Source organism: Actinomadura rupiterrae (genome assembly GCF_024172125.1).
GTDB lineage: Bacteria > Actinomycetota > Actinomycetes > Streptosporangiales > Streptosporangiaceae > Spirillospora > Spirillospora rupiterrae.
Genome location: NZ_JAMZEA010000007.1, coordinates 34,143 through 46,409 on the forward strand (window position 1 = coordinate 34,143; position 12,267 = coordinate 46,409).

Sequence of the window (12,267 nt, forward strand, 5' to 3'; positions counted from 1 at the left end):
ACCCGAGTACGGCCGCGACCCGTCTTTGAGGAGGACTGTGAGCCACGTTCCCGAACACCAGGTCAAGGCGTGGATCTCCGGCTTCGGCGTGACCGTGCCGCGCGGCGCGACCGCGCGCACGCCCGCCGAGCTCGAAGCCGCCGCCGGGGGCCTGGCGCCGCCGCTGGTGGTCAAGGCGTACGGCCCGGACCTGCTCCACAAGAGCGACGCCGGAGCCGTCCGCCTCGGCATCGGCTCCGCCGCACTGGCCGCCGCTGCCGCCGCCGAGATGCAGCAGGCCCTCACCGGCAAGGGGATCGTCCCGGACGGCTTCCTGGTCGAGGAGCAGGCGGAACCCGGCGTCGAGGTGATCGTGGGCGCGGTCCGGGACCCGGCGTTCGGGCCGGTCCTGATGGTCGGGCTCGGCGGCGTCTGGACCGAGGCGCTGCGCGACACGTCCCTGCGCCTCGCGCCCGTCACCGAGGCCGACGCGCACGCGATGCTGTCCGAGCTGCGCGGGTCCGCGCTGCTCGACGGCTACCGGGGCGGGCCGCCGGTGGACAGGGACGCGCTGGTCAAGGTGCTGCTCGCGGTGAGCGACATGGTCACGGGCCTCGGCGACGGGTTCACCGAGTTCGAGCTGAACCCGGTGATCTGCGGGCCGTCCGGCGCGGTGGCGGTGGACGCGCGGCTCGTCGGCAGTCTGGAAGCGGAGGCGCCCGGGGAGCCGACCGCCCCGGGCGTGACCGACTTCGACCGGTTGTTCGCGCCGCGCGGGGTCGCGGTGGTCGGGGCGTCCACGAAGCGGCCGAACTTCGGGAACATGTTCCTCGGCTTCTACAAGGCCGTCGGGTACGAAGGGCGGCTGCTGGCCGTCCATCCGTCGGCGGCGGAGATCGACGGCGTGCCGTGCGTGCCGTCCTTGGCCGAGGCGGACGTGGACTACGCGCTGGTCGCCGTCCCCGCCAAGCAGTGCGCGGACGTCGTGCGGCAGGCGTCCGGCATCCCGTTCGTGCAGGTCATGAGCGGCGGCTTCCGCGAGATGGGCGAGCCGGAGCTGGAGACCGGACTCGCGCTCGCCGCGCGGGAGGCGGGCGTGCGCCTGCTCGGCCCGAACTGCATGGGAATCTACTCGCCCGCCGGAGGTCAGACCTTCATCGGCGGCGCCCCCGGAAGTTCCGGACGGATCGCCGTCGTCTCGCAGAGCGGCGGCCTCGCGGGCGAGGTCATCAAGGTCGGCGAGCGGCGCGGGCTGGCGTTCTCCAAGGTCGCGACCGTTGGCAACAGCCTCGACGTCACCCCCGCCGAGCTGCTCCGCTATCTCGACGCGGACGACGGCACATCAGCGATCGGCCTCTACCTGGAGGATCCGCGCGACGGGCGCGGCCTGTTCGACGCCCTGCGCGCGGCGCGGCGTCCGGTCGTCGCGCTGGTCGGCGGGCGCAGCGACCAGGGCCGGACGGCCGCCGCCTCGCACACCGGCGGGATGATCGGCGACGACCGCATCTGGACCGCGCTCGGCATCCAGACCGGGACCGCGCTCGTCCGCAGCCAGGACGACCTGATCGGCGCGCTCGACGCCCTCGACCTGCACGGAGACCGCGCGGTACGCGGGGACGGCGTGCTGGTCATCGGTCCGAGCGGCGGCGCGAGCGTGCTCGCCGCCGACGTGTTCGCCGGCGCGTCCCTGGACCTGCCGCAGTTCCCGGACACCGCCGTCGAAGCCCTCCGCGCGCTCGGCCTCGGCGCGGGCAGCTCGCTCGCGAATCCCCTCGAAATCCCGGTCGGGCCGCGCGGCAACCCCGACCTCGTCCGGAACGCGGTCGCGGCGATCCTGGAGCAGCGCGCCTTCCCGGACGTCGTCGCGCACGTCAACGTGCAGAGCTTCTTCACCTTCGGCGACAGCGCCGACCCGCTCATCGCCTACACGCGCGCGGTCGGGAGGCTCCAGGAAGAGGCCGCGGACACGCGGATCACGCTCGTCGTCCGGAACGCCGAGTGCGCGCCGCCCGGCGTCGAGGACGAGGTGCGGGCCGCCGCGCGCGAGGCGGGCGTCCCCGTCTACCGGAGCATGGAGGCCGCCGCGAGCGCGGTGGCCGCGATGAGGAGGACCCTCGATGGGCAGTCTTGACGGCAAGGTCGCGATCGTCACCGGCGGCGCGCGCGGCATGGGCAAGTCGCACGTCCGGCGGTTCGTGGACGAGGGCGCGCGGGTCGTCATCGGCGACGTGCTGGAGGACGAGGGCGCCAAGCTCGCCGCCGACCTCGGGGACGCCGTCCGGTTCGTCCGGATGGACGTGACGAGGGCCGAGGACTGGGAGAACGCGGTCCGCACCGCCGTCGGGACCTACGGCGCGCTGCACGTGCTGGTCAACAACGCGGGCATCCTCAAGCACCGGACGATCGAGGAGATGACGCTCGACGAGGCGCGCGCGATCATCGAGGTCAACCTGCTCGGCCAGTGGCAGGGCGTGAAGGCCGTGATCGAGCCGATGAAGGCGTCCGGCGGCGGGTCGATCATCAACGTGTCGTCCACCGAGGGGTTCATCGGGGCGTCCGGGCTCGCCGCCTACAGCGCGTCCAAGTTCGGCGTGCGCGGGCTGACGAAGGCGGCGGCGCGTGAGCTGGGGCAGTACGGCATCCGGGTCAACTCCATCCACCCCGGCGCGATCATCACCGGGATGTCGATGCAGCAGGACGTCATCGAGGCGACCGCCGACCGCGCGGACGCGCTGATCCAGGGCCTGCCGCTCGGCCGGCTCGGGAACTCGCGCGAGGTGTCCGGGCTGGTCGCCTACCTCGCCTCGGACGACGCGTCCTACTGCACCGGCAGCGAGGTCCTCGTGGACGGCGGCCTGGTCACCGGCTCCGGCTACTGACCACCTCCCAGCACGGGCGCGGAGGCCCCGGCCGTCACCCCGCCGTGACGGCCGGGTCGGCGGGGCGCTTGTCGGCCCAGCCCTCGACGGCCTCCAGCTGCGCGGCGAGGGAGATCAGCGTCGCCTCGTCGGAGTCGTGCCCGAGCAGCTGCGCGCCGATCGGCAGGCCGTCCTTGCTGAACCCGGCCGGGACGTTCACGCCCGGCCAGCCGAGCACGTTCCACGTCCAGGCGTAGGGGCACGCGGCGGCGACGCCGGACTGCGTGCGCTGGTAGCCCGCGCCGTCGAACGCGCCGACCTTCAGCGGGAGCTGCGCGGTGGTCGGGGTGAGCACGACGTCGGCGGTCTGGAAGATCCGCCCGACGCGGCGCCGGAAGTACGGGTCGAGGCGGCGGGCCAGCGGCAGCAGGCGGCGGCCCGCGATCCGGCCGATCTTCGCCTCCACCTCGGTGCGCGCCTCGGGACGCGGGTTCGGCATGCCGTCCAGCCAGTCCGCGACGCCGGTCGTGCCGCGCGGCACCAGGCCCATGAAGATCGGCCCGTAGTCGGGGTCGGCGGGGAACACCTTGTGCCCGAGCGCGGTGAGCCGCCGCGCGAGCCGCTCCACCGCGAGCCGGATCTCCGGGTCGAGCTTGCCGGGCACGCCGAACGCGGTCCGGAACGAGACCGCGATGCGCAGCCGTCCGGGCTCGGTCTCGGCGGCGGACGCGAACGGCGTGACCGGCTGGTCGAGCTGGTAGGCGTCCTTCGGGTGGCTCCCGGTCAGGACGTCGAGCAGCAGCGCCGCGTCCCCGACGGTCCGGGCGAGCGGGCCCCAGACGGTGATCCCGTTGAACGGGTCGGTGTGCGGGTAGCCGGACACGCGGCCGCGCTGCGGCTTGATGCCGACCAGGTTCGTCCAGGCGGCGGGGATCCGGATCGAGCCCGCGCCGTCCGAGCCGACCGCCGCCGGGACCACGCCCGCCGCGACCACCGCCGCGCTCCCGCCGGACGACCCGCCCGGCGTCCGGGCCGGGTCCCACGGATTGCGCGCGCGGCCGTACCCAGGCGACTCGCTGAACGGCCAGAGCCCGATCTCGCAGGTCGTCGTCTTGCCGACGATGACCGCGCCCGCCTCGCGCAGCTTCCGGACGATCTCGGCGTCCGCGGTCTTCGGCCGGTGGTCGGCGAGCACGGCGAACGGCGTGGTCTCGCCGGCGAGGTCGGTGTCGTCCTTGATCGCGACCGGGACGCCGAGCAGCGGCAGCCACTCGCCCGCCGCCATCCGCCGGTCCGCCTCGTCCGCCTCCTGCAGCGCGGCCTCGTGCCGGACGACGCGGAAGGCCTCCAGCGAGGCCACCGCGTCCGCGCGGGCCAGCGCGGCCTCGACCAGCTCCCGCGAGGTGACCTCGCCGTCCGCCAGCAGCGCCGCCTGCTCGGCCAGGCCGAGGAAGTCCTCCATCGCACACCCTCACTCGTCGTGCCGCCCGCACTCGTCGTGCCGCTTGTCGTTCGTTCGAACGAACGATAACGTGCGGCGTCCGGATGGGGAAGACTGGAGGCGCTATGACCACTCCGCGTGACCGCATGCTCCAGGCGACCCTGGACCTCATCGCCGAGCAGGGCGTCGGCGCCGTGACCAACCGCGCCGTCGCCAAGGCCGCCGGGGTGTCCCTCGGCTCGCTGACCTACCACTTCCCGAGCCAGTCCGACCTGCTGCGGGAGGCGCTCGCCGCGTTCGTGGACGACGAGATCGCCCGCATCACCGCGCACGTCGAGGGGCTGCGCGACGCGGGCGTCGACCCCGCGCACGCCGCCGACGAGGTCGAGAAGGCCACGGTCGGCTTCGCCAACGACCGGCACCAGATCGCCAACCTCGAACTCCACCTCCACGCCGCCCGCGACCCCGAGGTGCGGATCACCTCGGCCCGCTCGGTCGAGGCCTACGACCGCCTCGCCGCCGCGATCCTCACCGCGCTCGGCATCCCGGACGCCGAACGGCACGCCCCGGCCGTGGTCGCGCTGTTCTACGGCCTGGCCGTACGGCGGCTCGCGACCGGCGACCACTCGGCGGCCGGCACCGCCGACGCCTTCAACTCGATGCTCCGCGGCCTCCTGCCCTGACGGGCGGGAGTCCGGCGGCAGCTTCCCGCGGGCCCTTGTCGAGCGGCGTTCGCGGGGTTAGCATCCGGCCGAACAGTTAGGAAACTTTCCTTAAGTAAGGCCATCGGGGGCCTGCCCGCGTCCCTCCTGCCCAGGGAGCTCCCCGTGTCCCGAGCCGCCATCGCCGTCCTCATGACGGCCCTGCTCGTCCTGCTCGGCGTCGCGCCCGCGCACGCCGACACCGCCGCCTTCACCAAGGTCTCCGAATGGAGCGGCGGCTACACCGGCCAGTTCACCGTCACCAACACCGGAACCGCCCAGCTGAACGGATGGGTCGTCGGCTTCGACCTGCCGTCCGGCACGAGCGTCGGATCGTACTGGGACGCCCTGCTCACCCGCACCGGCGACCACTACGCGTTCACGAACCGCGAGTACAACGGCTCCCTCGCGCCCGGCGCGAGCGCCACCTTCGGCTGGGTGTCGTCCGGCAACGGGTCGCCGCTGAACTGCACCCTCAACGGCAAGTCCTGCGCCGGCGCGCCCGACACCACGCCCCCGTCCGTCCCGACCGGTCTCACCGTGAGCGGCGCGACCGGAACGTCCCTCACGGTCAGCTGGAACGCCTCGTCCGACAACACCGGCGTCGCGGGCTACGACCTCGTCCGCGACAGCGGCTCCCCCACCGCCGTCACCGGAACCTCGACGACCGTCACCGGACTGTCGCCGAACACGTCCTACTCGTTCAAGGTCCGCGCCCGCGACGCGGCGGGCAACGTCTCCGCGTACTCGGCCCCGGTCAGCGGCAAGACCACCGACGGCGGCGGCAACCCGCCGCCCACCAGCGGGACGATCAAGTTCGCGCCCTACATCGACATCACGATGAGCACGCCGTCCCTGGCGTCCGCCGCGTCCGCGACCGGGGTCAAGAACTACACGCTCGCCTTCGCGCTCGGCGACAGCACCGGCTGCAACCCCGCGTGGGGCGGCACGATCCCCCTGAACGACTCGCGCATCATCAACGACGTCCGCTCGCTCCAGCAGTCCGGCGGGCAGGTCGTCGTCGCGACGGGCGGCGCGGCCGGCCCCTACCTGGAGCAGTCCTGCGGCGACACCGCGAGCCTCCTCGCCGCCTACGAGAAGGTGCTGGACACCGTCAAGACCAACAACCTGGACGTCGACATCGAGGCGTCCATCGACATCCCCAAGGTCAACACCGCCCTCAAGCAGCTCCAGACCGCCCGCGGCACCACCATCAGCTACACCATGCGCGTCCAGGGCCAGGACTACGGCATGGACCCGTACTCGGTCCAGATCCTCCAGGACGCCGCGTCCCGCGGACTGAACGTCGGCGTCAACCCCATGCTCATGGACTTCGGCTACTCCGGCGACTGGGGCGACGCCATGGTCTCCGCCGCCACCGCGAGCCTCGGCCAGATGAAGCAGATCTGGCCGGCCAAGTCCGACGCCGAGATCAAGGCCCTGCTCGGCGTCACGCCGATGATCGGCAAGAACGACAGTGGCATGACCACCACCCAGGCCGCCGCGCAGAAGCTGCACTCCTGGGCCGTCTCCAACGGCATCGGCTTCGTCCGCTTCTGGTCGGTCGGCCGCGACAACGGCGGCTGCCCGAACGGCCAGGTCTCCCCGACCTGCTCCGGCGTCTCCCAGTCCCCCTACGAGTTCACCGGCATCCTCAAATACTCCTGAGCCGCGCGCTCCCGGAAAGGCGACCGGCCCGCACGGCCCCGAGCGGGGTCTTGCGGGCCGTACGGGCCGGTCACCTGTCTCAATCAGGAACCAGAGTCGGGACCTCAGCCGACGTTCGCTCTGCTGTGCCGCGCCACCTCCGCCGTAGCTCTCCAACCTGACACCCGCAACGCTAAGCACCGCCCCCACCCGCGAGAACCCCCTTAACCCTCGCTTAGGGTTCGCCTGAGCCGGTGTTATTGCGTGTTTCGTCGCTCCTGCGGTGACCTGCGGAAAGTGCGAAGGACCTCCCGCGGCAACGGGAGGCCCCTCCGGTCGCGGTGCCCCGCCCGAGCCATCAGACGTGGAGCCATCGACCTCCACAAGGTACGGGGCGAGCCCTGTTGTTCGGCATCCCTTGCCGTCCGCCGCGCTCGCCGGGCTTGGGGGACGATCCGGGCACGAGCCGTTGACCAGCGGAAATGTTGCGGGAGGCGCGCGGTTTCGTTGTTCGTGGTTTCGCTGCGGAGTGCCGTTCGTGCCTCTGCATGAGCATGTGGCCGGTTCCGCGGCGGAAACGCGAACAACTTTCCCTTGACCGCCGGCAGAGTTGTCGGCTAGGCGATCAAAGCCGGTCGGACTCCGAACAATGAGTCGGGCCATATCGCTTCCGGAAGGCCGGGGCGTCCGACACGATGAACGCGAGAAGGGCGCGGACCGCCCTTCGCGGCGGCAACCGCGAAGGGCCGAGAGGACCGCGCTCGCTCGCTTTCTCCGCCCGAGCCAATCACGTGGGAGTTTCTGTGAATCACCCCCTCGAAGTCGAGCTTTGCGCTGCCCGCCCGGCGGTGCGCGAGATCTGGGCCGCGCCCGTGGTCGTACTGGTGGTCGTGCTGATCCTGCGGGGCGTCGACCCCGGGTGGGCGCTGGCCGTGGCCGGGGCGGCGGTGCTGCTGCGGACATCGCTCCGCTGATGCCGCGCCCGGAGAATCCGCTCGACCCGGACTCGGGCCCCGTCGCGGCGTTCGCCGTCGCGCTGCGGGAGCTGCGGGCGAGCGCCGGCTCGCCGAGCTACCGGACGATGTCGAAGCGGTCCTACTACGGCTTCACCACGCTCGCCGAGGCCGCGGCGGGACGGCGCTTCCCGAACTGGGAGACCACGCGCGCCTACGTCGCGGCCTGCGGTGGCGACGTGAAGGAATGGGAGCGGCGCTGGAAGGAGACCGCCGCCCGCCTCAACCGCACAGGCGACACCGGCGCGGACGAGACCGGGGAACGCTCGCCGCCGCTCCGTCCCGCCGTCCCCGAGCAAGCCCGCCGCGCCGTCACCGCGACCCGCCTTGAGCCGTCCCCGCACGGCTCGGGGCGGGACCCCGGCATGCGCCCGTTCCCCGACGACGCGGGCGCCTACGGGCAGCGCGGCGGGCCGACGATCCGGCGCATCATGCTCGGGGCGCACCTGCGCCGCCTCCGCGAGCGGCGGCGCCTGACGCGGGAGGAGGCCGGCTACACCATCCGCGCCACCGCGTCCAAGATCAGCCGGATGGAGCTCGGCCGCGTCGGCTTCAAGGAGCGCGACGTGGACGACCTGCTCTCCCTCTACGGCGTCGCCGACCCGGACGAGCGCGGCCACCTGCTGAACCTCGCGCGCGAGGCCAGCTCGCCCGGCTGGTGGCACCGGTACGGCGACGTCCTCCCGTCCTGGTTCGAGACCTACCTCGGCCTGGAAGAGGCCGCGTCCATCGTCCGCACGTACGACATCCAGTTCGTCCCGGAGCTCCTGCAATCGGAGGACTACGCGCGGACCGTCGTGCGGATGGGCCAGGAGGACGTGCCGGAGGACGAGGTCGAGCGGCGCGTCCGGCTGCGGATGACGCGCCGGGCCCGGCTGGGCGAGCCGAACGGGCCGACGCTGTGGGCGATCGTGGAGGAGGCCGCGCTGCGCCGCCCGGTCGGCGGACGGAGGATCATGCTCGATCAGATCCGGTTCCTCGCCGAGGTGGCGGACATGCCCAACGTCACGTTGCAGATCGTGCCGTTCGCACTCGGGGCGAGGATTCCCGTGAACACCCCGTTCACGATCCTGCGCTTCGGCGAACCCGATGTGCCCGACGTGGTCTACCTGGAGCAGCTGACCTCGGCCCTCTATCTCGACAAGCCGAGCGACCTCGACGCCTACGGGCGTGTGATGAACAACATCTCCCTTTCGGCCCTGCCGCCGCAGGAAAGCGTGGCGTTCCTGAAGCGCCTCTCGCATAACATCTGAGAAATGCGGGTTCCGTCGGATGGGGAGATTCGGGAGCTGCACTTGCGGCATGCTCCTTCGGCCGAGGCGTTCGATCTGGTCTTCACGCATTGCGAGATCGTGGCCCGCATCGCCGGGCAGTTCAGTGGCAGCCCGCTGGTGCGGGTCGGGGCTTTGCTGCATGACGTCGGCGTGTACCGGCTTTATGACGCGGACGGACGGCTCGACTCCGCGAACTACATCCGGCACGGCGTGCTGGGTGAGGAGCTGTTGCGCGAAGAAGGGCTCCCGGAGGTCCTCTGCCGGTTCTGCTCCCACCACACCGGGGTCGGCCTGACGTGCGCGGACGTGCGCGAACAACGGCTGCCCTTGGCGGAGGCCGACTACCTCGCAGACACGGACGAGGAGGCGGTCGTCATGTATGCGGACAAGTTCCACAGCAAGACGACGCCTCCCGTCTTCGTGTCGGCGGCGACCTATACCGTGAAGGTCGGCCGGTTCGGCGAGGACAAGGCCCTCGCGTTCAAGGGCATGCGCGAGCGGTTCGGGGAGCCGGAGCTGGGCCCGCTCGCCGCGGAGTACGGGTTCGCGATCATCTGAGCCGGGTCCGGGCGGGCCACCTCGGCCGGAGAGGTCCCAAATAAGGGCAATGTCCGAATCAACGGCCGTCCGGCGCCCGCCGCGAGCCGCTCGTCGCAGGACGCATGCCGTTCGATGATTTTTGACGTCCCCGGGTGTCTCTCCTTGCTAGAAACCGAGCATGGAGGAAGACATGAGCGGCATCACCGGAATCTGGGCGACGGGCGTCCCGGTCAAGGACCAGGACAAGGCCGTCGAGTTCTATGTCGGCGTCCTGGGCATGGAGAAGCGGCGCGACGTGCCGCTGGGCGAGTTCGGCGGGCGCTGGATCGAGGTGGCCCCGGCCGGGTCGCCGACCACGATCGCGCTGGTCCCCGCGGGCGACGAGTCGCCCGCCGGGCGCAGCACCGAGATCAGGCTCGCCACCGGCGACGCCGAGGCGCTGCACGACGAGCTGCGCGCGAAGGGCGTGGACGCCGACGACGTCCTGCACTGGCAGGGCGCGCCGCCGATGTTCGCCTTCCGCGACCAGGACGGCAACGGCCTGTCCGTCACCCAGGTCTAACCGGTCACGCCGGGCGCGTTCAAACCGATCAGGCAGGGCGCGTTCAAACCGGTCAGGCAGGGCGCGTTCAAACCGGTCAGGCCCGGCGCGTTCAACCGGTCAGGCCCGGCGCGTTCAACCGGTCAGGCCCGGCGCGTTCAACCGGTCAGGCCGGGCGCGCCGAGCGGGAGTGCCGGCGGCCGACCAGGCGGCGGGACCGGCGCTGCGGCGGCAGCCAGCGCGTCCGCAGCCACATCTGCACCTGCGCGCCGCCGAGCACGGACCGGTGGATGCGCAGGTAGCCGCCCGTGGACTCGGCGGCGCGGCGGGCGATGTCCAGGCCGAGCCCGGTCGAGCCGCCGCCGCTGCGGCCGCGCTGCAGCGCCGCCTCGGGGTCGGTGATCCCGGAGCCCGCGTCCGCGACCAGGATCCCGGTGACGCCCTGCCCCCGGTGCAGCGTGACCGCGAAGGCCGTGCCCTCGGCGGTGTGCTTGAAGACGTTGCCGAGCAGGGCGTCCACGGCGGCGGCGAGCTCGCTGCCGGGCAGCGGCAGCGGCGCGGGGCGGTCCGCGCCGATCAGCTCGCAGGACCGGCCCTCGTCCTCGGCCAGCACCGACCAGAACCGGACCCGGTCGCGCAGCACCTTCGCGGCGTCGCAGCTGCCCCGCGAGGTCGGCTTGCGGACGGTCCGGATGATCTGGTCCACCTCGCGCTCCAGCCGCTCCACGGCCTCGCGGGTCTGGTCGGCGACCGGCCCGCCGCCGAGCGCCTCGGCGTTCAGCCGCAGCGCGGCGAGCGGCGTGCGCAGCCGGTGCGACAGGTCCGCCGCCATCTCCCGCTCGGCCGCGAGCAGCTGGACGACGTGGTCGGCCATCGCGTTGAACGCCAGCCCGGCCTCGGCGACCTCGGGCGGGCCGTCCGGCGACACGCGCGCGCCGAGGTCGCCGTCGCCGAACCGCGCGGCCGCGTCCGCGAGCCGCCGCGTCGCGCGGATCACGCGCGCGCCGTGCCGGTCGGCGGCGAACACCGACCCGCCGACCAGCACGAACGCGACCAGGCCCATCACCACCCAGGACCGGACGACGCCGTGCGTCAGCTCCGACCGCGGCACGAACACCTCGACGACCACGACCTTGCCGCCCGCCAGCCACACCGGTTGCAGCAGGGACGCGCCGCCGCGCACCCCGACCGTGGTCGACCGGCCGTGCGCGATCGCCGCGACGAGCTGCGCGGGTGTCGCCGAGTGCCGTCCGGCGCGCGGAACGGTCGTGCCGTCCGCCAGGTGAAGGGTCATGCGGTGCGCCGCGCCGGCGGGTTGCGCCGCGACGGCACGTTCCAGGTCGTCCGGCGCGGACGCGGTGGCCAGGTCCGGGACGATCGAGGCGGCCTGCCGCTCCGCCGCGTTCAGCGCCCGGTCGTGCACGGTCTCGCGCACCAGCAGCGCCAGCGGGATCAGGAACGCGAGCGCGGTCATGGCCGACGCCGCGAGCGCGACCACCACCAGCGTCCGCCTCATGCCCGCGCCCCTCTCACCACCGGCGCCGCTCCCACCGCCAGTACCGCTCCCACCGGCACCTTCACGGACCTGTCAGCCGGACGCCGACCCCCCGGACGGTGTGCAGGTAGCGCGGTTGCGCGGCGGTCTCCCCCAGCTTGCGCCGCAGCCACGACAGGTGGACGTCGATGGTCTGGTCGTCGCCGTACGCCTGCCGCCACACCTCGGCGAGCAGCTCGCGCCGCGCGACGACGCGTCCGGGGCGGGCGGCGAGGTAGGCGAGCAGGTCGAACTCGCGGCGGGTCAGCTCCAGCGGCGCCCCGTCGAGCGCGGCCTGGCGCCGGTCCAGGTCGATGTGCAGGCCGCCGACGCGCAGCTCCGACGCGGGCCCGGACCGCGCCGCCCGGCGCAGCACCGCGGTCAGCCGCGCGGACAGGTGCTCGGCGGAGAACGGCTTGATCAGGTAGTCGTCGGCGCCCGCGTTCAGCAGCCGGACGATCTCGGGCTCGTCGTCCCGCGCGGTCGCGATGATCACCGGGACGTCCGACACCCCGCGCAGCATCTTCAGCACCTCGCCGCCGTCGAGGTCGGGCAGGCCGAGGTCGAGGACGACCACGTCGGGCGGCGACTGGGTCACCTCGCGCAGCGCGTCCATCGCGGTCCCCGCACTGCGGACCACGTGGTCGCGGGCGCCGAGCTCACGGATCAGGGCAGTGCGGACGTCCGGATCGTCCTCCACCACGAGCACACTCGCCATGCCCGCACCGTACGTCAGCAT

The 12,267-nt window shown here is 72.8% G+C and carries 11 protein-coding genes; 8 read left to right on the forward strand and 3 right to left on the reverse strand.

Going from position 1 to position 12,267, the window contains the following annotated elements; genetic code table 11:
* The first annotated feature begins 37 nt into the window (after positions 1–37).
* On the forward strand, positions 38–2,110 hold the full coding sequence (locus FHU30_RS24505) for an acetate--CoA ligase family protein (protein ID WP_253878945.1): 2,073 nt from the start codon (positions 38–40) through the stop codon (positions 2,108–2,110).
* The gene (locus FHU30_RS24510; protein ID WP_253878946.1) at positions 2,097–2,858 is read left to right on the forward strand and encodes a glucose 1-dehydrogenase; all 762 of its coding nucleotides are present in this window, start codon (positions 2,097–2,099) and stop codon (positions 2,856–2,858) included. Before FHU30_RS24505 ends, FHU30_RS24510 begins: the two co-directional genes overlap by 14 nt.
* A 34-nt stretch (positions 2,859–2,892) precedes the next feature.
* Here the strand turns inward: FHU30_RS24510 and FHU30_RS24515 are convergent, their stop codons facing one another.
* Positions 2,893–4,299 carry an amidase gene (locus FHU30_RS24515; protein WP_253878947.1) on the reverse strand — a complete coding sequence of 469 codons (1,407 nt, stop codon included), beginning with the start codon at positions 4,297–4,299 and terminating at the stop codon, positions 2,893–2,895.
* 104 nt (positions 4,300–4,403) lie between these two features.
* Here FHU30_RS24515 and FHU30_RS24520 point away from each other — a divergent pair, with 104 nt between their 5' ends.
* The 6 genes from FHU30_RS24520 (at position 4,404) to FHU30_RS24545 (ending at position 10,015) form a co-directional block, all read left to right on the forward strand.
* A complete protein-coding gene (locus FHU30_RS24520) occupies positions 4,404–4,961 on the forward strand; it encodes a TetR/AcrR family transcriptional regulator (protein WP_253878948.1) in 558 nt (185 codons plus the stop codon).
* Positions 4,962–5,105: 144 nt separating this feature from the next.
* Complete coding sequence (locus FHU30_RS24525) at positions 5,106–6,647, forward strand: cellulose binding domain-containing protein (RefSeq protein ID WP_253878949.1); 1,542 nt, start codon at positions 5,106–5,108, stop codon at positions 6,645–6,647.
* 782 nt (positions 6,648–7,429) lie between these two features.
* Entirely contained in the window at positions 7,430–7,600 is a 171-nt protein-coding gene (locus tag FHU30_RS24530) for a hypothetical protein (RefSeq protein WP_253878950.1), read from the forward strand.
* The gene (locus FHU30_RS24535; RefSeq protein ID WP_308211392.1) at positions 7,600–8,892 is read left to right on the forward strand and encodes a Sco1979 family transcriptional regulator; all 1,293 of its coding nucleotides are present in this window, start codon (positions 7,600–7,602) and stop codon (positions 8,890–8,892) included. The genes FHU30_RS24530 and FHU30_RS24535 overlap by 1 nt, the downstream gene beginning before the upstream one ends.
* Before the next feature lie 3 nt (positions 8,893–8,895).
* Positions 8,896–9,471 (forward strand): HD domain-containing protein, encoded by a 576-nt coding sequence (locus FHU30_RS24540; protein WP_253878951.1) that lies wholly within the window; start codon positions 8,896–8,898, stop codon positions 9,469–9,471.
* A gap of 160 nt (positions 9,472–9,631) precedes the next feature.
* Positions 9,632–10,015, forward strand: a complete 384-nt coding sequence (locus tag FHU30_RS24545; protein ID WP_253878952.1) for a VOC family protein — start codon at positions 9,632–9,634, stop codon at positions 10,013–10,015.
* A 145-nt stretch (positions 10,016–10,160) separates the two neighbouring features.
* Here the strand turns inward: FHU30_RS24545 and FHU30_RS24550 are convergent, their stop codons facing one another.
* Together FHU30_RS24550 and FHU30_RS24555 are read right to left on the reverse strand one after the other, a co-directional pair.
* Positions 10,161–11,510: a sensor histidine kinase gene (locus FHU30_RS24550; protein ID WP_253878953.1), complete on the reverse strand. Its 1,350-nt coding sequence runs from the start codon at positions 11,508–11,510 to the stop codon at positions 10,161–10,163.
* A gap of 61 nt (positions 11,511–11,571) precedes the next feature.
* Entirely contained in the window at positions 11,572–12,246 is a 675-nt protein-coding gene (locus FHU30_RS24555) for a response regulator transcription factor (protein WP_253878954.1), read from the reverse strand.
* Positions 12,247–12,267 lie beyond the last annotated feature (21 nt).